The organism is Photobacterium proteolyticum, from assembly GCF_001939735.1.
GTDB lineage: Bacteria > Pseudomonadota > Gammaproteobacteria > Enterobacterales > Vibrionaceae > Photobacterium > Photobacterium proteolyticum.
This window is the reverse complement of the sequence record NZ_MJIL01000092.1, coordinates 129573-149390: the sequence shown is the minus strand read 5'-3', so window position 1 is coordinate 149390 and position 19818 is coordinate 129573. Positions and strand designations below refer to the sequence as shown.

Sequence of the window (19818 nt, the reverse complement as noted above, 5' to 3'; positions counted from 1 at the left end):
TATGACTACCGAGAAAAAATATATCGTCGCGCTTGACCAGGGAACCACCAGCTCACGCGCTGTCGTCCTTGACCATGATGCCAATGTTGTCAGCTCTGCACAGCGAGAATTTACCCAGATTTATCCTACAGCCGGATGGGTTGAACATGATCCGCTCGAAATTTATGCCACGCAAAGCTCTACACTCGTTGAAGCGTTGGCCAAAGCCGAGATCAGAACCGATGAAGTTGCAGCAATCGGTATTACCAACCAGCGTGAAACCACCATTGTTTGGGATAAAGAAACCGGTAAGCCTGTTTACAACGCTATTGTATGGCAATGCCGCCGTACCGCCGAGATCTGCGAAGAGCTTAAGTCTCGTGGCCTTGAAGACTATATCAAGGAAAATACCGGGCTGGTGCTAGACCCCTACTTTTCAGGCACCAAGGTGAAATGGATCCTGGATAATGTAGAAGGTGCAAGAGAAAAAGCCGAAGCTGGAGAGCTCCTGTTCGGTACAGTCGACACCTGGCTGACCTGGAAAATGACTCAGGGCAAGGTACACGTTACCGACTATACCAACGCTTCCCGCACCATGCTATTCAACATCAACACCCTGGAGTGGGACGAGAAGCTACTGTCAGAATTTGATATTCCGCTCAGCATGATGCCGTCAGTGAAAAAGTCATCAGAAGTATATGGCATGGCTAACCTTGGTGGTAAAGGTGGAACCCGTATTCCAATCGCAGGCATTGCAGGTGATCAGCAAGCGGCCCTATTCGGTCAGATGTGTGTTCACTCAGGAGAAGCCAAAAATACCTATGGTACAGGCTGTTTCTTGCTGATGAATACCGGTGATTCAAAAGTCACCTCGGCGAATGGTCTGCTGACTACACTGGCTTGCGGTCCGGAAGGTGACGTCAGCTACGCACTGGAAGGTGCAGTATTTATGGCTGGCGCATCTATCCAGTGGCTACGTGATGAGCTAAAACTGATCACCGATGCCAGCGATACGGAATACTTTGCCGAAAAAGTCGCAACGTCAAATGGTGCCTATGTTGTGCCGGCATTTACAGGCCTTGGCGCGCCGTATTGGGATGCCTATGCTCGCGGAACCATTGTTGGTCTGACCCGAGGCGTGAATGCCAACCACATTATCCGCGCCACATTAGAAAGTATTGCTTATCAGGCCCGCGACGTACTTGATGCGATGCAGGCAGATTCCGGTATTCGCCTCGACAGCCTGAAAGTAGACGGCGGCGCTGTTGCCAATAACTTCCTGATGCAATTCCAGGCTGACTTGCTCGATACCAATGTCCACCGCCCGGTCGTCACCGAGGTCACAGCTCTTGGTGCCGCCTATCTTGCCGGACTTGCTGTTGGGTTCTGGGACAACTTAGACGAGCTGAAAGAAAAAGCGCAGCTAGATCGTCTCTTCATCCCTGATGGTGATCAGGAGAAACGAGAACGCCGCTATTCCGGCTGGAAACGTGCCGTTGCCAGTTCAAGAGGCTGGATCGAACACTAATCCACCAATTTTACTATTAAGCCCGTCACCTACCAGGTGATGGGCTTTTTCACTTACTACCTATTGCTCATTTGAAGCAAGCATGAAAAGGAACGCTATATGAACAAGAGAAGAAAAATCGCCGAAATTGTCGCCAAAACAATCCTATGCTGTAGCATCTTAATTTCTTGCTTCTACTCTTCTCATCCGACCATCGTGATGCTCAGCTCGTTCATCGCCTTAACAAGCTTATTGTCCCTGAAGTTCATCACAAGTTACCGGCACCATGATCTCACCATGTTAAAGATTGCCGAATCAACCGAGCGGTCATTCCTAATTCAGGTAAAGAAACGGGTAAAAAATGGCAAACCATTCAATGACGAACTGATGAATCTCTGCGATACCGCCACCAGTGAAGCAGAAGCCAAGTATAAGATGATTCATGGCTTTAACAGGACGATTCAGTAGCCGGCCTGTATGCTGCAAAACACTGGCAATACGACAAACATACTTTTCACCATTATTAAATAGCGATCTTGGTCACGAAGTTTTAAAATAGCCCACATAAATCCATGGGAATAAAGAGAAAGTCATGTCCAACGAAGATCTAGAATACCAAGCTTGTGAAGCATGTGGCGTATCAGCAGAAATGGGCTTTATCATCAAAGAAGGTGACGATGTCGCTGAAGTTCGTGTCTATGCCAACGGTAAAGACGCACTGGAAGCTGAGCTAAACAACTACCTTGCTCTGGCAAAAGAAGTTAATGCCAACTTCAAGCATGAAGTAACGCAGCTTGCTGAAGACAGTCAGGAGCTTGTAGCCCGTATCCAGTTTGAATGCAGTGCTGAGAAACTGATTTTTGAACTAAAAAGTCGCTCACTCGCTAAATAAAGAGTAATGGTAATCCATGGATAGGCAGAAACATATTTGCCTAAGCTAATGTAATTTCCATACAAAACTCTAAATTTCACACAAAAGCCAATTCCTATGCGGAATTGGCTTTTTTACGATCAAAACAGACTATTTTTACAGCTGACCGACTGATTTGCTGACAATTACGAATGATTAACCGACTAACTGGTCTGATATGCAAAGTTATACTTTTGTCAGTAGTATAAAACTATGCGCACATGGATGCTTTAAGCGCATTTAGTACTGGCAAAACAGCTCATTTTGTATGAAAATGACAGCATATTATGAATCAAATGGCACATATCTTTGTTCTCAATGATATGAAAGAAAAGGAATAGTCCAATGAATAGTAATAAAGCAAAAGTAATTGCAAACTGGAAGCCAACCAACTCTCGTGAATCAGCAGCAATGAAAGAGTTGTTGATGCAAGAGATGGGGGCGACGACAGAGCACCACAAAGGCGGTACTGGCAAGCTAGCACCAAACTCGGGTCGTATGGTCCGCTAACTTCGCTTGTTGATAGAAACTGTATTCTTAAGCGCAGTGTTGCTACAGCACTGCGCTTTTCATATCCGCTAAAGCCTTTAACTCATTGATATTATTTGAAAGCCCTATTTCCCATCCTTGGCAACTTTGTGCCATTTCAAGCGCCCGTTAGTTTCAAAGCTGTTCTCGGGTCCGCACTCCAATACCACGTTCTCAACTACAACGATTGCACCCAGAGAATAATGCTTACCTTCATATAGGCATACTCGGTTACCCACATTTCTAGGTTGTATGGTGATTTCGGGCGTATGCTTGACGGTGATCTCTTTGCTCGCCACCGAAACAGAGAACCCACCTAGCATCATTGGCAGCAATAATACCCACAAGCATTTCTTTATATGACTAAATTTCATTCGTGCCCCCTCTGCTATCTACGCTTATATATACCCAAGCTACCTCAAGATGCAGGATTCAGAGTGAGACCAGCGAGCTCAGTTCAAGGAAAATGACGGTAGGAATGGCTTTCCCTTTCAACGTTATTTGACACAGAAATGGGGTCGCTGGCTCACTCCCAAAGGGCGAGTTTACTTGGCTTCTATGCGTTGTTACCGATTATTAATTTAGAGCCACTAGATTTTCTAATCGGTGCCTAGCCTACAAGCCAAGTAATTCTCGCTGAAACGAGCACCTTGAGGTAGCTTGGGTATATTCCTACAAGGCGACCCAAATAGGTACATTCTTAACGCCAGATTTGGCAATAGGTCATAATTACCGCAACAACTGTATATAGAGGATGAAAAAATCACTTAAAACGACTACGCCATAAATCAAACAAAAATGATGCCAGTATCATGTAGGCAGATGCTAATATGATCTGCACGATTCGAGCATAAAAGCTGACATCGATGAATTTACTATCTGACGATATTACACCTCCCAGAACCACCAGCATCGCCGACATCACCCCAGCCCATATTGGCGCCTTTTCTGGTTGTTGGTATATCTGAGCAGCAATAACCAGGCACACTAAAGACATCAGGGCCAATAAAAACAAAAATTCCGGTGTTGTCACCATAAGCTCATACATTACCAGAGCAAGCAAACCTCCGACTCCGTTGGTTAACAGCAGGAACACGCTGATTTTGATGCTTTTTACCGTAGTTATTTGAAGAGAGAGAATGCCAATAAAAACCATGGTCAAAATAGCACCGTTAATCTGGAAATAATAAAAAAAGACAACTACAGGAAAGGCAACAATGAGCGCTTTAATTGCCTCTTGAACACGCTGTTGCTGGCTAGGTAATTCTGGTGAATTGGAATTTGCAGCCTGTTGTAGCTCCTCTTCTGGCATCAACAAATGTAAAACAGCAAAGGCAATAACCGCCATTACTCCCGAGAAAATGAGCCCAGAACCGACATATATCGCCAGCCCTGAATTTGTGATGCCAAGATAAGGTAATAACAAAACAGCGATCAACAATATAGTGGCAAAGAAATTCCACTGCGGATCCAAAAACAAATAATAGGCATAGAACATCAAGAGACCGACCAGCAATAATAAGATCATTGGGTAATGAGTCACGCCCATGCTGACACTGAGCCCAATCAGTACTGTCAGTACCATAGCGAGCAATAGTTGCAGAAAACGCTCACGATTTGAGATTGGATAGTCAGCCAAGAATTTTGCCAAGAATACCGGAAAGATGAATGACAGCCCCCAGCCGATACCAAAGGCCAACCCGCATGCGACAACAACTCCCACTACATAGCGGATAACCCGACGATAATAACGCCGCTGTTCATCCGATCTATTAGCTTTCGAGTTACTATCCTTCAGGCTCCTATCATTAGAACTACTATTATTTTGACCTATAAGCTCATCATTATCTGACATACGATAGCCAGCTCATAATTCGGATCCACACCCGGCCAAACATATTCAGTACCGAGCTGTCTTGGGTATACACAATGACATCAGCCTGACCTCCGACACGACGAAAACCACGGGCGGTATCATCATCAAACCGTATCGCAACGGGAAACCGCTGCGTTTGCCGCAACCAGCCCGTTTGCGGAGTCACTGAGACCAACTGTCCTGCCTGCTCACTCTGTCCCCAGCTAATCCCCCAATCGATGCTGGCCACCTTGCCTTTGAACACTCTACCCGGCGCAAAGTCGAGGACAATTTCAACCTCATCGCCGACAATCATATTACCGAGACTGTTTTCGCGGAAATAGGCATCAATCCAGACATCTTCACCTGATACGAACGTCAACAACGGCTGACCAGACTGAGCGTAAAAGCCCTCATTCAACCTAAAATTGGAGACGCCGCCAATTGCCGGTGCTCGTAGTACCGTTCGCTCAAGATCAATCTGCGCTTTTTGTAACTGAAGCAAAGCCGACTTCACGGCGCTATTTTCTTTACCCGTTGACCCCAGTTGTTTTTTAGCCTGCTCGAGGTTGGCCTGCGCCGTTTCAACCTGGGCTTTGGCGCTCGCTAATGCAGCCCGGGATTTATCAGCCTCGGCCTTTGGCATTATGCCTTTTTCCGCCATGGCCAATATACGCGATGCCTGCGTGCGAACATGCGCCTGATTCGCCAGAGCATCCGACAACTTTGCCTGAGCAGAGGCTACCGAGGCGGTTTGCACCCCTACCCCCTGACCAGCTTTCACCAAGCCTTGTTCTGCTTCCTGAACAGCCAGCTGATAATCAGCCGGGTCAATCCGAACTAACGGGGCACCAGCCTGCACAACATCATTTGGCTCAACCATCACATCAACTACCCGACCGGAAACCAAAGGCGTAACCGGGATCACATAGCCCCTCACCCTTGCCATATCAGTTGACGGAATATAGCGATCAGCCAACACATAAAACACAAATAGCCCAATACAGATCAGTAAAACTATTACGGTGAGTCGTTTGACCTTATCGACTGGTGGTTTGTCTTTTTTGGGCTTTTCGACACGCTCTTTTTTTACCCGCTTAGGTTTTCCTGCTTTGGGCGCTATTCTCTCACCGGGTTCAGCCTGAACATTCGGCATGTTCTCTTCTGACATACATTGGCTCCGCTGACAGTCTTAACTCAGTCATCAATGTGTACTGAAATTAAATTTCTACGTCTTTAAGAATAGCCATGTATGTGGTTTGTCATGCATTAACAAAGAGAAACGCCCTTTATTCCGCTTGCTGCCCAGCCTTAGGGGAGGCCTTCTCACTCGAACTGCCCGGCTCTACGCGTGAACTAATAACAGCCCCAGTCAGTGCTATAAGCGTTGAGATAAACATCGCCAATGCCATTGGCCAAAGCGTATCTACACATAGCATTGCAGCCAAAGCACTGACACCAGCCCCGACAGCATACTGCACAGCCCCAAGCAGCGCCGACGCAACACCGGCATTATGGGAAAAATACCGCATGAAGCAGGCACTGGAGTTAGACATGATGCCGCCATTGGCAGCGATTGAAATGACAAAACCAGCAGCAGCAAACCACAGATTTTCTGGCGCAATAACCAGAGAACTGACAAGAATCACACCGCCAATCACCTGCATACCCAAAAAGGCTTTTAACAAAGTGGCTGGCTCGTAAGCCCTCAGCAACAAACTATTGGTGCGGTTAACAATCACAATCCCCGTCACATTGGCGATAAACAACCCAGAGAAGAGTTCGACACTCACATCGAAATGTTCGATATAGGCAAACGGCGCATTGGTAATAAAAGTCATCAATACCGCATAGCCAAATGCCTGTGCCAGCAAATAGCCCTGCGCCCGTCGCTCTTTGATTACTGATAGATAGCCGGATTTAACCTTCTTAGCCCCCACGGTTTTCTCAGCTTTTGGCATAATAAATACGGCACAAAGAGAGACAAAAACCGCGATGACACTAAGCGCAATAAAGATCCAGTGCCAGCCTAATGTTTTGAGAATCACAGTACCAACAGTTGGTGCAATAGACGGTGCCAACATCATGATAAGAGCAACCAGAGAGAATAACCGAGCCGCCTCTTTTCCTTCTGCATTATCACGGATGGTTGCAGGCACCCCGACAACCGCAATACCGCCACCAATAGACTGAAGCACTCGCCATGCCCATAGCATTTCCATCGACTCCACCGTGGCAATCAGCAAGCTGCCTGTAGAAAAAATCAGCAAGCCAGCAACCATCACCGATCTGCGGCCAAACCGATCTGATAGCGGACCGCCTATTAACTGGCCTATCGCCATACCCAATACATAAATACTAACCGTCACTGACACCATAGAGATATCAATCTGTAGATCATCCGCCATTACAGGAATAGCTGGCAAATAGCTGTCTATCGCAAAAGGAGACATAGCGAAAACAGCCGCGAGCAAGATGATCAGCGACGTTGGCATTTTTTTATTCATGAAAACCTCTTACTTATCTTTCTAGAAAGATACTAGCTGGCAATTATCTTTCCAGCAAGATATATTTAAACCTCCACTGGAGAGGGTAAATCATGAGCAAGCAAGAAACAGTCGCTAACATATTGAAGAAAATAGAAGATAACTGGCCACAGTCTGCTGAAAAAGGCTCTCCGGCGATCCTTCGCCTCCACCGCATTCATGACTATCATCAGCAGGATTTGATCGAAATCCTCGATCAATATGATCTTCAACGGGCTGATTTCAGCGTATTGGCAGCATTACGCCGACATGGAGAGCCTTGCTGCTTGTCCCCTACCGAACTCTACCGTTCTATGCTTTTCAGCTCCGGCGGACTGACAAAAGTGCTGAGTCGTGTCACCACGCTGGGGCTTATTGAGCGACTCGACAATCCGGAAGACAAGCGCAGCAAATTAGTCAAACTGACGGAAAAGGGAAAAGAGCTGATCGACAGAATCATTCAGCAGTTACATAACCACGAACAAGAGTACGTTTCAGTTTTATCGGACAAGGAGCAGGAACAACTCAATATGCTGTTGGAGAAGCTATTAACTGCAAGGGAATAGAGATATAAGAAAGGATAAAGGTCTTTAATGGAGCAGGTCTGAGAACCAGACATGCCCATTCTTGCTAACAGCAATAGTTGCTGCTGCAAATGCACCAAATAATGATGCTTATTTCTCTGCAGCTACGACAGAGATTTCAACCAACAGTGCGTCACGAGCCATGCTCGCTTCAACACATGCGCGAGCTGGGGCGTGACCTTCTGGTACCCAGTTGTCCCAAACTTCGTTCATTTCAGCGAAGTCTTTCATATCTTTGATGTAGATAGTGGCTGAAAGCATGTGCTCTTTGTCACTACCAGCCTGTTCAAGCAAGGCTTCTACTTTGTCCAGCATTGTTGCTGTTTGTTCCTTGATACCTTGCGTGGCATCAGCACACACTTGGCCACAAAGATAAATCGTGCCGTTGTGCTTAACAATACGGCTCATGCGTTGCTTGGTTTCCAGACGTTCGATCATACTATCGCCTTTTTCATTATAAGGAAAACAGCCCAGGGTATGGGCGAAGAGAAGGCACATTTTAGTCCTAATCGCTTCCAGTTGAAACCGATATAACTATGCTTATTGACAATAAATTAAGGCTCGTCATCACAATTTAGCCGCTAAGATCTACTAAGGCTAAATAAAGCTGTTCACTTTCGTTGCGAGCATAAAACTATGAAGATGTTATTGGATGTGAACTTCCCACACGAACCGTTCAACACTCTGGTAAAAGAGGGGAAAATTGAGGATGTCATGAACCGGATCCTCGAAGAGTTGAAACCAGAAAATTGCTATTTCGTCGAGCAACATGGAAAGCGGAACGCAATGCTGGTTCTAGATATCGACCATGCATCACAGATCCCCAGCTACGCCGAGCCATTCTTCCTGATCTTCAATGCTGACTGCCGTTTTCGTATTGCCATGACAGCAGAAGATCTTGCTTCTTCTGGTTTGGACCAACTTGGCAAGAAATGGCTATAGCCCAACAATCCTCCTAAATACAAGCGCCGGAACAATGTCCGGCGCTTTGTTCAATCGTGTAAACCTTTAATGCAGATAAGCATTTAATCCATCGTCGGCATTACGAACGAACTTGCGTGCTGCTCGAGGCGAACACTTGTTGGCCAGCGACTGGTGACTGTTTTCATCCGAGTGTAGAAACGGACACCATCATTCCCATGGACATTTAGCGGACCAAAGACCGAACGCTTCCAGCCACCGAAACTATGGAATGCCATCGGAACCGGGATCGGCACGTTGACTCCAACCATACCAGCCAATACATCTTCGCTGAACTGACGAGCGGTCTCGCCATCTCGTGTAAAGACGGCCGTACCATTGCCGTATTCATGACGGTTAATCAAATCCAGCCCAGTCTGGTAGTCCGGCACTCGCACTACTGACAATACCGGGCCAAAAATCTCTTCCTTGTAGATAGTCATCTCAGGCGAAACATTGTCAAACAGAGTCGGACCGACGAAATAACCCTGCTCATGACCCGCTACACTCAGGCTACGACCATCAACCACCAAAGATGCTCCTTGCTCGACACCCGAACCGATGTAATCACAGATCTTGTCTTTGTGCTGAGCAGAGATCACCGGCCCCATATCATTCTCCGACCCTTCGACCACACCGGGACCAACACGCATTGCGCTGATGTGCTTAGTCAACTTGTCAATCAGCTTATCGCCGGTTTCGTCACCAACCACCACGGCAACTGACAATGCCATGCAACGCTCACCCGCAGCACCATAGGCTGCGCCCATAATCGCATTGGCTGCCATATCCAAATCAGCATCGGGCATCAACAGACAATGATTCTTGGCTCCGCCCAACGCCTGGCAACGCTTGCCATGAGCTGATGCTGTACTGTAAATGTATTCGGCAATTGGCGTCGAGCCAACGAAACTTACCGCCTGTACACGCGGGTCGGTCAGCAGTACATCCACCGCTTCCTTGTCTCCATTGACTACGTTAAACACACCATCAGGCAAGCCCGCTTCTTTCAGCAGTTCTGCCATCACCAGTGCCAGAGACGGATCTTTCTCAGAAGGCTTGAGGACGAAAGTATTACCAGTCGCCAAGGCAATCGGGAACATCCACATCGGAACCATAGCCGGGAAGTTAAACGGCGTGATCCCCGCACAGACACCTAATGGCTGCATCAGTGAATGGCTATCTACCCCTGTACCGACATTCGCCGAATGCTCGCCTTTTTGCAGATGAGGAATGCCACAGGCAAATTCCACCACCTCCAACCCACGGGTGACTTCACCGACAGCATCCGAGTACACCTTACCGTGCTCCTGAGATATCAGCGTGGCCAGTTTCTCCATATTTTCTTCAAGTAATGCCTTGAATTTGAACATTACCCGTGCCCGCTTAAGCGGAGAGGTTTTGGCCCAGGCGGTAAAAGCCTGATCAGCGATGGCGATAGCTTCAGCCGTTTCCGCAACCGAGCTTAGAACAACCTGGCGGATCTGCTCGCCTGTTGCCGGGTTAAATACCGGTGCAAGGCGCTCGCTGTGACTCTCGCTCAACTGCCCATTGATATAGTTCTGAACTGTTTCCATTTTTGGTTCCTCTTACTTATTGCAGTCAAGCAGCCCGGCTTCTTGAGCGAGTTGCTGTAAATTCTTGTATCCCATCGTGGCGTAGGTCATCGGGTGGGCAACCGCAGGGTCCTGCTCGGCCTCGACCACCAGCCAGCCTTCATAACCAACTTTGTTAAGTACATCGAATAAGGCTGGGTAATTAACGCAACCATCACCCGGTACGGTAAACACCCCGCTAAGCACCGCATCAAGGAAGCTGGTTTTACGATTTTTCACATCGGCCAATACATCTGCCCGAATATCCTTGGTGTGAACATGATTGATACGGTGAGCCCACCGAGTAGCTACAGCAACCGGATCGGCTCCGGCGTAAGTCAGATGCCCGGTATCAAGCAGCAACCCCACTTCCGGACCGGTATACTCCATCAGATCGTCGATATCCTGTGCCGTTTCAATCACTGTTCCCATGTGGTGGTGGTAAGCAATCTGCACTCCCTGACTTTGGGTATAGCGGGCAAACTCCGTCAGCTTCCTGCCGTATTCCTGCCATTGGTCAGCTGGAAATTCAGGCCGCAGGTGTACAGGGGTATCCTGCTGTCCATGAATACAACCGGTCACCTCGGCAAACACCATGACTTTGGCGCCCAGTTCACGCAGCAATGTAAGATGCGGCTGAACTGCTTCGATTTCCTCTTCGACACTGCGGGTCAATAACTCACCGGAGTACCAGCCGGAAACTAGCTTAAGATCGTGATCGACCAGAATAGGACCAAGAATGCTCGCCTGATGGGGAAACTTATTACCCAGTTCGAAGCCTGCAAAGCCTGCCGAACGACCTTCCTGCAGACAAGTCTCCAAAGGTGTTTCTGCACCAAGGGACGGTAGATCATCATTAGTCCATGTCAGTGGGTTGATACCTAGTTGAACTGCCATGCTTATTCTCCTTTATATGCCTATTCGTTTAGATCACTTGCTGCTGCTTGGCCAACTCGTAACGTTTCCTGGCCTCTCGAACCTGTTCACGCTCCGATACTTCCGGCACAGCCACTTCCCACCATGAACCGCCCGACTCCGTCGTGCTTAGCGGATCAGTATCCAATGTGATCACGTAGGTGCTGTTACTTTGCTTGGCACGCTCCAGAGCCTGTTCCAGTTCGGCAATGTTGCCGACTTTCTCTGCCTGTGCTCCAAGCGATTTTGCATGGGCCGCAAAATCTGTCTTGGGAGCCCCTGCCTCGACGGTGTTACAGTCTTTCAGCAGGTTATTGAACCCAGCCCCGCCACAGGCCTGCTGTAGTCGGTTGATACAGCCGTAACCTCGGTTATCCAGCACCACCAGTATCAGTTTTTGTCCCAACATCACTGAGGTGGCAATTTCCGAGTTCAGCATCAGATAGGAGCCGTCTCCAACCATCACAAAGACTTCCGAGTCCGGCTTGGCCATTTTCACGCCCAGGCCACCGGCTATTTCGTAACCCATGCATGAAAAGCCGTATTCGAGGTGATAGCCTTTGTCATATCTAGTTCGCCAGAGCTTATGCAGCTCACCCGGCAGGCCGCCTGCGGCGCAGACAACGATATCTTTCTCACCGGCACTACGGTTCACCGCACCAATCACCTCGGCATCGGTCGGCAGTTCAGTGCCGCGATCTGTCATTGCAATAGACACTGTCTCATTCCAGCTATCTCGCTGCTGTCGTGCGTGTTCCAGCCAGCCGCTGCTCACCTGCCAATTGGCAAGCCCATCATTCAGAGCCGGCAAGGTACGTTTTGCATCAGCAACCAGCGGGATGCCATAGTGCTTGGTTGCGTCATAACCGTTGACGTTAAGCGAGATAATTTTGGCATCGGGCTTGAACAACGCTCTCGAGCTTGAGGTGAAATCCTGCAGCCTCGTTCCGACTGCAATAACAACATCCGCTTCACTGGCCAACGTATTCACGGCAGACGATCCGGTCACACCAATAGCACCCAGGTTCGACGGATGGTCCCATGGCAAAGCTCCTTTTCCGGCCTGCGTCTCACCAACCGGTAACTGATAGGCTTCGACAAACGCTTTGAACTCATCCAGTGCTTGCGAGTAATGCAAGCCACCACCGGCTACCACCAAGGGCTGCTTGGCAGCCTTAATCAGCGCCAGTGCTTGCTCTAGCTCGGTATCATCCGCACCGGGACGGCGGATCCTATGTACTTTTTCAGCAAAGAAGTGCACCGGATAATCAAACGCCATGGTCTGAACATCCTGCGGGATAGCAATAGTTGCCGGACCACACTCTACCGGATCGGTCAGCACTCGCATCGCCTGCGGCAAGCTATTCAATAGCTGCTCAGGACGAGTAATACGATCAAAGAAGCGGCTGACCGGCTTGAAGCAGTCATTGGGGGTTATGGTCGGATCGGCCCAGTTCTCCACCTGCTGCAAAACTGGATCCGGTTCACGAGTCGCAAAGGTATCCCCCGGTAGCAGCAGTACCGGCAAGCGGTTGACATGAGCCAGTGCCGCCGCTGTTACCATATTCAATGCCCCCGGCCCTACCGATGTGGTTGCCGCCATCATTTGCTGACGATTATTGGCCTTGGCAAAAGCAATCGCACTATGCGCCATTGCCTGTTCATTATGAGCACGGTAAGTCGGCAAGCTATCGTTGGCGTGATATAACGCCTCGCCCAAGCCCGCGACATTGCCATGGCCAAAGATAGCGAACACACCGGCGAACAGTGGCTGAATATCACCTTCAATATCGACTTTCTGTGCCTGTAAATATTTGACCAGAGCCTGAGCCATCGTCAGGCGAATCGTAGTTGCAGTCATTGCTAGGCTCCTTTATTATCCGCGCTGACGCCAAAGAGTGATCAGGTTGTGATAGTTGCGCTTGATTTGCTCAATCAGCTCGGCATCGTCGATATTATTGGCAAGCCAGTCACGGGATGGCTGACCAAAAATGGTTCGTCCTACCGCAAACCCCTTAACAACCGAGTTCGATGCTGCTGCATTGAAGCCCGCCTGCAATTCAGCTTCCGGCGCATCCAGACCTAACAACACAACGCCCCGGCAATGCTTGTCACGTTCTTGAAGCAATGTTTCTACCTGAGCCCAGCTCTCTGTTGCCATCGGCGGCAATTTCCACCAGTCGGGTTTGACGCCCAGGTTGTAGAAGCGCTGCATTGCCCGAAGATACAAGGCATCCGTTTTTTCCATTCCGGCTGGCAAAATGACTTCCAGCAACAATTCATGACCGGACTGACAACAAGCTGCATAGACTTCCTGAACCTGCTTTTCCTGCTCCAGTCTCAGCGCATGGTGATCATCGGGATGAAAAAAGACCAGGCATTTGACAACATGCTCCAACGGCCAGCTAATCAGCTGAGAACCGATATTGCCGTGCTCCATTTCAAGCGGACGGGAAGCCGGTAGCTCAACCGGGCGGCCAATCCACCAGCCTTTGCCGGTAACTTCATTGAGCACGTCCTGCCCCATATTGCCGTCACATAACAAACCAGCCTTCCCTTGGAGCCCAGCTTCCTGCGCCACTTCCTGACTCGCCTTGAAGATCAGTTTTTTCAGCGGGCTTATGCGCGAGAGATCTGCCCCGACTTTTCGCGCCATCTCGACAAACTGAATACGATGATCAAAAGCCAGTACGCACAACTCCGGCCAGGATTTATCACGGGTAGTCACACGGTGAAGATGATTAAGGTGTTCATCCAAATCAGGCCTTGGAACATCGTTAGCCCTCGCCAGGTAGTCATCCAGCTCTTCTTTGGTCGGCATTGCCGGTGCACAGCCATGGCGGGATACGACCAATGCACCGCACGCATTGGCGTAAGCACACGCCTTCTCCCACCCTTCGTTATTGAGATAGCCACGAAGCAGCCCTGACATAAAGGCATCACCAGCCCCAAGCACATTCAGGACATCAACCCGTACACCATGGACGGTTATTCCCTCATCCAAATCGCCGGGGATCACATCGCTAAAGACGGAGCATCCAAGCGGGCCACGCTTGCAGACTAATTCGGCCTGAGTGATTTCACGAACCGATTTCAACGCTTCAACGGTATCGGTTGAACCGCCGGCAATGTGAAACTCTTCTTCTGTTCCAACAATTAAGTCAAACAGGCCAAGCACCTCTTTAAGCTGCTCTGTCACCTGTTCAGACTCGACAAAGCGGGTTTCACCGTCTCCCAGTGTTGTCAGCCCCCAAAGCACCGGGCGGTAATCAATATCAAGTGCGGTTTTAACACCATGCTTACGCGTATAGCGAAGCGCCGTCAGTACGGCATCACGGGTTTTCGGGTTAGAGAGGTGTGTTCCGGTAATCGCCAAACAACGTGCCGATGCAATGTAATCCTCATCGACGTCATCTGCGGTTATCGCCATGTCAGCACAATTATCACGATAAAAAATCAGCGGGAACGTCTCTTCATCTTTGATTCCCAGAATCACTAACGCAGTCAGGCGTTCCTTATCGGTGATCAAATTGCTGGTATCGACGCCAACTCGCTCCAGCTCTTCACGCAAAAAGCGCCCCATATGCTCATCGCCGACCCGAGCCAACATCGAAGATTTCAGTCCCTGCCGCGCTGTTCCATAAGCAACATTTCCCGACGAACCACCGAGATACTTGGAAAATGTCCCCATGTCTTCCAATCTGGCACCAATTTGCTGACCATAAAGATCGACTGCTACGCGCCCCATACATATAAGATCAAGCTTCTTATCACTGGTCGTCATCCTATCTACTCCTTCCTAGAGCCACCCGGCAGGTAACCCTGAGCCATGACCGAACGTCTTTTGTTCTCACCGCACCGACACTGTGCAGATATATTTCGGTATCAAATAATTAACATTGCTGTTTCGATATTAGGTTTATACGGAATAAACGTTTCACCATCAACATCTTTTGAAATAAATAAATCTAACTGTGATCACCCTGACATTTTTCACGCAAATTTTCATTTTCTCACCTAGCGAAAAATAAAATGAAAAATATTTTTCGCCAATGTAGCGAATTTTGAAATTAATGAAATAAAAGTTCCGTAATTTACTAAAAATCAACTACTTACATTAAAGCACAAAAAACAATCAATTATTAAACCTTTAAAATCAACACCTTAACTCGAAACCTTTGTTCGAAAATTAATTTTAAATGAGACCAAGTTAACAGTTTATACATTTTTGCAACATTGGCTGTGGTTATACTTCCATTCTGGTCTTATAGTTTTCACCGCCAACACAAAAAATATTTTTCAATAACGTGAAGACTCGGCTCTGGTCATTAAATTGATTATGAAGCCACCACAACCAGCAACAGTGAAACGTCTGAACTGCGTTTAAAACACTGATCAGAGGGTGCTAGCGCTGGCCGTGAATAATAATGAAGGAGGCAACAATGCCATCAGCAACCAACGGATTTACCTCGCTGCTAACCAAAAGCGTACAACTTGCTGCAACCTACTTAATCGAGAAACCGAAAAAACTCATCCGCTCCGGCCTATTCGTAACAGGTCTATTGGCACTTGTTGCCTGTGGCGGGGAAGAAGCTAACAGCGATGTAACCCGCATAGGTGTCGCTATTCCGAACTTCGATGACACATTCATGGTGTATATGAAAGATGCCATGGACAAATATGCCGATCAGTTTGATGGCAAAGTTGAACTCATCTTCGTCGACGCTAAAGAAGATACTGCCAAGCAGCTGGGACAAGTCGAAAACTTTATCGTCCAGCAGATGGACGCCATTATTCTGGTTCCGGTTAATACCGATGCCACCCAACCAATGACCGACCGTATCACCAAGGCCGACATTGACCTTGTCTTTTTGAACCGTCGCCCTTCCTACATGCCAGAAGGTGTTTACTATGTCGGCTCCGAAGAGCTTAAGTTCGGTGAAACCCAGGCTCAGTTCGCTGCAAACTCCATTGATAGCGGCAACATCGGGATCCTGATGGGCATGCTGACTCAGGAAGCAGCAATCATGCGTACTCAAGGTGTCGAAGAGTTTTTCAAAGACAAGCCAGACTTCAATGTTCTGCGCAAGCAAACCGGTTTATGGCAGCGCGCTCAGGGCATGACAGTAATGGAGAACTGGATCAATTCAGGTGACAAGCTAGACATCATTTTGGCTAACAACGACGACATGGCGCTAGGTGCTATTCAGGCTCTACAAGCGGCTGGCAAACTTGACGAAACCATTGTTGTCGGTGTTGATGCAACCCCAGATGGCTTGATGGCAATCAAAAAAGGCACCCTGGATGCCACAGTATTTCAGGACGGTGCCGGTCAGGCTCGCGGAGCCATCGATGCAGCTCTCAATGCTGTTGCCGACAAAGCTCAGGAAAAAATCACCTGGATCCCTGCCGAGCTGGTAACCAAGGACAACCTTGCAGCATTCGAAGCAAAAAAAGGCTAATTCAGCAGCGATAAACCAATAACAGTCCTAACTTTGGCTCTGTATCGAACATCCTTCGGTGCGACATACAGAGCCCTACTCTGGAGTAAAAGAGGCATGAGCCAAGTATTACTAGAGATGCGCGGTATTACCAAGACATTCCCGGGGGTCAAGGCGCTGGATAATGTTCAGCTCACTCTGAAGGAAGGTCGAGTAATGGCACTCATGGGCGAAAACGGTGCCGGTAAATCCACTCTGATGAAAGTGATGTTCGGCATCTACGAACGTGATTGTGGAACCATTCGCTATAAAGGAGAGCTGGTTGAGTTTCATGGTGCCAAAGAGTCGCTCGAAGCCGGAATATCAATGATCCATCAGGAACTCTCGCCTGTTCTGCACCGCAGCATCGCCGAGAACATCTGGCTCGGCCGGGAACCGCTTAAAGGCCCGCTGAAGCTTATCGATCATGACAAGATGTACCGAGATACAGAGGAGTTACTCGCCAAGCTCGATCTAAAACTCGACCCACGTATTCATATGAGCGAACTAACGGTCGCCACCATGCAGATGGTCGAAATTGCCAAAGCTATCTCCTACAACTCAAAAATCATCATCATGGACGAACCGACGTCAGCACTGACTGACAAAGAAGTCGACCACCTGTTTGAGATCATCGAAATGCTCAAGTCACGTGGTGTAGCCGTTGTCTATATCAGTCACAAGATGGATGAGATATTCCGTATTTGTGACGACATTACCGTATTTCGGGATGGCTGCTACATCGGCGAGCGTGAGGCTAAAGACACCAATCACGATGAGCTGGTACAGATGATGGTTGGCCGGGATCTCGGCGATGTATTCCCGCCTCCTACAGCCAAACCGGGCAAAACCCGGCTCGAAGTCAAGAACCTGTCCGTCGACGGTGCATTCAGCAACATCAGCTTCAAACTACATGAAGGCGAAATTCTGGGTATCGCCGGGCTGGTCGGTGCCGGTCGTACCGAGCTTATCGAAACCCTGTTTGGCGTGCGACAGAAGGATTACGGAGAGATCTGGATCAACGGTGAGAATGTCGAGATCCGCACACCTCAGGACGCAATCAGTCACAAAATGGCCTTTTTAACCGAAGATCGCCGCCATTCAGGTCTTTACCTGATGCTCGATATTTTTGCTAATACCTCGATTGCCCATCTGGATGCCTATCGAAACAAAGTGGTTAACGTATTGGATGTGCGCAAGATGCGTAGCGACAGTGAAAACCACTGTAAGCAGCTTCAGGTCAAAACGCCGCACATGAACGAGACCATCGATAACCTCAGCGGCGGCAACCAGCAAAAAGTATTGCTGGCACGCTGGATGCTCACCAAGCCTGACATTCTGTTCCTCGACGAACCGACTCGTGGTATCGACGTGGGCGCCAAATCTGAAATCTACAAGCTAATGCGCTTGCTCACCGGTATGGGCAAAAGCCTGGTCATGATTTCATCCGAGCTTCCCGAAGTGATGGGAATGAGCGATCGGATCCTGGTCATGCATGAAGGCAAGCTCAAAGGTGCCATGGATGGCCATGAAGCCACCCAGGAGAAAATCATGTCAGTAGCCCTGACCTGATCATCAAGACAAATAAAGACTCGATACCAAGCTGGCGCTTGCAAACGAATAAGCGTCATATCCGCCCGGCGGAAACCCAAATAGCATGAAACAAATCAAGGAATGTAGTTATGATTGCGAAACTGCTACGGACAACAGAGGGCGAAAGCTCTTCGGCAAACATGAAGCGATTTGCCTCGAAATATGCCATTTATGTTGTCTTTGTCGCCATGTGTGTGGTGATGTCGATTTTATCCCCGGCCTTCCTGACCGTGGCCAACCTACTTAACGTTGTCACTCAGATGGCCAGTATCGGCCTGCTGGCTCTGGGCGTCACCATCATCATTATCACCCGAGGCATTGACCTTTCTTCCGGTTCAGTACTTGCCGTTGCTGCCGTCGTATCAGCCAGTATGGCGCAAACGCTGGACTGGGGAATGCGGATGTACCCGAGCATGCCTGAACTGCCGGTTATTGTACCTATTATTGCAGCCCTTGCTGTCGGTGCTCTTTGCGGCTTTATCAACGGTGCGTTGATTGCCTTTACCGGTGTTCCTCCGTTTATTGCCACCCTGGGGATGATGATCATTGCCCGCGGCGCCGCCCTGCTCTATTCAGACGGCCGTCCTGTTAGTAGCCTGATTGACTCCTACCAGTGGATTGGTCAGGGAAATATTGCCGGGCTACCTGTTCCGGTGCTGATTTTCATCATTATGGCAATTGTTTCCTACATCCTGCTTAACTACACCCGTTTCGGTAAATATGCCTACGCAATCGGCGGTAATGAAAATGCCGCGTATGTATCAGGCATCAATGTTAAAAAATACAAGATTCTGGTTTATACCTACGCTGGACTGCTTGCCGGTATCGCAGCCCTAATTCTGGCTGCACGTATTAACTCAGGTCAACCGGGCCTTGGGGTTATGTACGAGCTTGACGCCATCGCTGCAGCAACTGTCGGTGGGGTCTCTCACGCCGGTGGTATCGGCACCATTCAGGGCACCATCATCGGCACCATGATTATGGGTGTACTGCAAAACGGTCTGGATCTGCTCAACGTATCAGCCTATTGGCAGCAGGTCGTGAAAGGTCTGGTTATTGTTGTGGCCGTTATCTTCGATATGAAGCGACAGAAAAAGAGCAAATAACTGACCAAACAATATGATTAATTTGATTCACTCTTCTTTATACCAATCTGGATGAGTGATTGGTATTACTTCAAGTTTGACTGTAGGCCCCTTGGGTTGAGGTAGCCACGTTTCTCCCAGGACGCGTGGCTTTTTTTTCGCGTTTTTTTCTAGATTGAGCCCAAATTAGTCGTTGTTCTATCCACCCGAACAGTGACCACACTCGAAATGATTATTCCAACATGGAATTAAAACACCTGAATTTGAAAAATACGTTTCACTTCAAAGCACAAAACCCTACA

General features: G+C 48.6%; 18 protein-coding genes. 9 read left to right on the top strand and 9 right to left on the bottom strand.

Annotated features, from left to right (window positions below; genetic code table 11):
• The first annotated feature begins 1 nt into the window (after position 1).
• From glpK to BIT28_RS29685, 4 genes are all read left to right on the top strand, one after another.
• Positions 2-1507 (top strand): glycerol kinase GlpK, encoded by a 1506-nt coding sequence (gene glpK / locus BIT28_RS22595; RefSeq protein ID WP_075767201.1) that lies wholly within the window; start codon positions 2-4, stop codon positions 1505-1507.
• 99 nt (positions 1508-1606) lie between these two features.
• Positions 1607-1954, top strand: coding sequence for a hypothetical protein (locus BIT28_RS22590; RefSeq protein WP_075767200.1), 348 nt, complete (start codon positions 1607-1609; stop codon positions 1952-1954).
• A 124-nt stretch (positions 1955-2078) separates the two neighbouring features.
• Complete coding sequence (locus tag BIT28_RS22585; RefSeq protein ID WP_075767199.1) at positions 2079-2378, top strand: YfcZ/YiiS family protein; 300 nt, start codon at positions 2079-2081, stop codon at positions 2376-2378.
• Positions 2379-2741: 363 nt separating this feature from the next.
• Positions 2742-2906 carry a hypothetical protein gene (locus BIT28_RS29685; protein WP_175577586.1) on the top strand — a complete coding sequence of 55 codons (165 nt, stop codon included), beginning with the start codon at positions 2742-2744 and terminating at the stop codon, positions 2904-2906.
• A 104-nt stretch (positions 2907-3010) separates the two neighbouring features.
• Here BIT28_RS29685 and BIT28_RS22580 read toward each other — a convergent pair whose 3' ends face one another.
• The 4 genes from BIT28_RS22580 to BIT28_RS22565 all read right to left on the bottom strand — a co-directional run bounded on the left by BIT28_RS22580 (position 3011) and on the right by BIT28_RS22565 (position 7286).
• A complete protein-coding gene (locus BIT28_RS22580) occupies positions 3011-3298 on the bottom strand; it encodes a DUF1496 domain-containing protein (protein WP_083652074.1) in 288 nt (95 codons plus the stop codon).
• A 389-nt stretch (positions 3299-3687) separates the two neighbouring features.
• Positions 3688-4779: a DUF2955 domain-containing protein gene (locus BIT28_RS22575; protein ID WP_083652073.1), complete on the bottom strand. Its 1092-nt coding sequence runs from the start codon at positions 4777-4779 to the stop codon at positions 3688-3690.
• Complete coding sequence (locus BIT28_RS22570) at positions 4769-5950, bottom strand: HlyD family secretion protein (RefSeq protein WP_075767198.1); 1182 nt, start codon at positions 5948-5950, stop codon at positions 4769-4771. Before BIT28_RS22570 ends, BIT28_RS22575 begins: the two co-directional genes overlap by 11 nt.
• A gap of 118 nt (positions 5951-6068) precedes the next feature.
• A complete protein-coding gene (locus tag BIT28_RS22565; RefSeq protein ID WP_075767197.1) occupies positions 6069-7286 on the bottom strand; it encodes a multidrug effflux MFS transporter in 1218 nt (405 codons plus the stop codon).
• 92 nt (positions 7287-7378) lie between these two features.
• Between BIT28_RS22565 and BIT28_RS22560 the strand changes: the two genes are divergently transcribed.
• Complete coding sequence (locus BIT28_RS22560) at positions 7379-7870, top strand: MarR family winged helix-turn-helix transcriptional regulator (RefSeq protein WP_075767196.1); 492 nt, start codon at positions 7379-7381, stop codon at positions 7868-7870.
• Between the two features lie 108 nt (positions 7871-7978).
• Here the strand turns inward: BIT28_RS22560 and BIT28_RS22555 are convergent, their stop codons facing one another.
• Complete coding sequence (locus tag BIT28_RS22555; RefSeq protein ID WP_075767195.1) at positions 7979-8326, bottom strand: RidA family protein; 348 nt, start codon at positions 8324-8326, stop codon at positions 7979-7981.
• Between the two features lie 198 nt (positions 8327-8524).
• On the opposite strand from BIT28_RS22555, the gene BIT28_RS22550 reads away from it, so the two are divergent.
• Positions 8525-8830, top strand: a complete 306-nt coding sequence (locus BIT28_RS22550; protein WP_075767194.1) for a panthothenate synthetase — start codon at positions 8525-8527, stop codon at positions 8828-8830.
• 83 nt (positions 8831-8913) lie between these two features.
• Here BIT28_RS22550 and BIT28_RS22545 read toward each other — a convergent pair whose 3' ends face one another.
• The 4 genes from BIT28_RS22545 to BIT28_RS22530 are packed head-to-tail and all read right to left on the bottom strand — an operon-like array spanning position 8914 to position 15142.
• Positions 8914-10425, bottom strand: a complete 1512-nt coding sequence (locus BIT28_RS22545; RefSeq protein ID WP_075767193.1) for a CoA-acylating methylmalonate-semialdehyde dehydrogenase — start codon at positions 10423-10425, stop codon at positions 8914-8916.
• A gap of 12 nt (positions 10426-10437) precedes the next feature.
• Complete coding sequence (gene iolE / locus BIT28_RS22540; RefSeq protein ID WP_075767192.1) at positions 10438-11340, bottom strand: myo-inosose-2 dehydratase; 903 nt, start codon at positions 11338-11340, stop codon at positions 10438-10440.
• A gap of 28 nt (positions 11341-11368) precedes the next feature.
• Positions 11369-13219: a 3D-(3,5/4)-trihydroxycyclohexane-1,2-dione acylhydrolase (decyclizing) gene (gene iolD / locus BIT28_RS22535; RefSeq protein WP_075767191.1), complete on the bottom strand. Its 1851-nt coding sequence runs from the start codon at positions 13217-13219 to the stop codon at positions 11369-11371.
• A gap of 15 nt (positions 13220-13234) precedes the next feature.
• Positions 13235-15142, bottom strand: coding sequence for a bifunctional 5-dehydro-2-deoxygluconokinase/5-dehydro-2-deoxyphosphogluconate aldolase (locus BIT28_RS22530; RefSeq protein WP_075767190.1), 1908 nt, complete (start codon positions 15140-15142; stop codon positions 13235-13237).
• A gap of 658 nt (positions 15143-15800) precedes the next feature.
• Between BIT28_RS22530 and BIT28_RS22525 the strand changes: the two genes are divergently transcribed.
• The 3 genes from BIT28_RS22525 (at position 15801) to BIT28_RS22515 (ending at position 19537) form a co-directional block, all read left to right on the top strand.
• Positions 15801-16820, top strand: coding sequence for a sugar ABC transporter substrate-binding protein (locus BIT28_RS22525; RefSeq protein WP_075767189.1), 1020 nt, complete (start codon positions 15801-15803; stop codon positions 16818-16820).
• A 96-nt stretch (positions 16821-16916) separates the two neighbouring features.
• Positions 16917-18410, top strand: coding sequence for a sugar ABC transporter ATP-binding protein (locus BIT28_RS22520; protein WP_075767188.1), 1494 nt, complete (start codon positions 16917-16919; stop codon positions 18408-18410).
• Positions 18411-18520: 110 nt separating this feature from the next.
• Complete coding sequence (locus BIT28_RS22515; protein WP_075767187.1) at positions 18521-19537, top strand: ABC transporter permease; 1017 nt, start codon at positions 18521-18523, stop codon at positions 19535-19537.
• The last annotated feature ends 281 nt before the right edge of the window (positions 19538-19818 follow it).

Coding starts and splice junctions, on each gene's coding strand:
- iolD (WP_075767191.1), bottom strand. CDS start 13,219: ATGACTGCAACTACGATTCGCCTGACGATGGCTCAGGCTCTGGTCAAA.
- BIT28_RS22515 (WP_075767187.1), top strand. CDS start 18,521: ATGATTGCGAAACTGCTACGGACAACAGAGGGCGAAAGCTCTTCGGCA.
- BIT28_RS22545 (WP_075767193.1), bottom strand. CDS start 10,425: ATGGAAACAGTTCAGAACTATATCAATGGGCAGTTGAGCGAGAGTCAC.
- BIT28_RS29685 (WP_175577586.1), top strand. CDS start 2,742: ATGAATAGTAATAAAGCAAAAGTAATTGCAAACTGGAAGCCAACCAAC.
- BIT28_RS22550 (WP_075767194.1), top strand. CDS start 8,525: ATGAAGATGTTATTGGATGTGAACTTCCCACACGAACCGTTCAACACT.
- BIT28_RS22565 (WP_075767197.1), bottom strand. CDS start 7,286: ATGAATAAAAAAATGCCAACGTCGCTGATCATCTTGCTCGCGGCTGTT.
- BIT28_RS22525 (WP_075767189.1), top strand. CDS start 15,801: ATGCCATCAGCAACCAACGGATTTACCTCGCTGCTAACCAAAAGCGTA.
- BIT28_RS22560 (WP_075767196.1), top strand. CDS start 7,379: ATGAGCAAGCAAGAAACAGTCGCTAACATATTGAAGAAAATAGAAGAT.
- iolE (WP_075767192.1), bottom strand. CDS start 11,340: ATGGCAGTTCAACTAGGTATCAACCCACTGACATGGACTAATGATGAT.
- BIT28_RS22575 (WP_083652073.1), bottom strand. CDS start 4,779: ATGTCAGATAATGATGAGCTTATAGGTCAAAATAATAGTAGTTCTAAT.
- BIT28_RS22585 (WP_075767199.1), top strand. CDS start 2,079: ATGTCCAACGAAGATCTAGAATACCAAGCTTGTGAAGCATGTGGCGTA.
- BIT28_RS22555 (WP_075767195.1), bottom strand. CDS start 8,326: ATGATCGAACGTCTGGAAACCAAGCAACGCATGAGCCGTATTGTTAAG.
- glpK (WP_075767201.1), top strand. CDS start 2: ATGACTACCGAGAAAAAATATATCGTCGCGCTTGACCAGGGAACCACC.
- BIT28_RS22520 (WP_075767188.1), top strand. CDS start 16,917: ATGAGCCAAGTATTACTAGAGATGCGCGGTATTACCAAGACATTCCCG.
- BIT28_RS22590 (WP_075767200.1), top strand. CDS start 1,607: ATGAACAAGAGAAGAAAAATCGCCGAAATTGTCGCCAAAACAATCCTA.
- BIT28_RS22570 (WP_075767198.1), bottom strand. CDS start 5,950: ATGTCAGAAGAGAACATGCCGAATGTTCAGGCTGAACCCGGTGAGAGA.
- BIT28_RS22530 (WP_075767190.1), bottom strand. CDS start 15,142: ATGACGACCAGTGATAAGAAGCTTGATCTTATATGTATGGGGCGCGTA.
- BIT28_RS22580 (WP_083652074.1), bottom strand. CDS start 3,298: ATGAAATTTAGTCATATAAAGAAATGCTTGTGGGTATTATTGCTGCCA.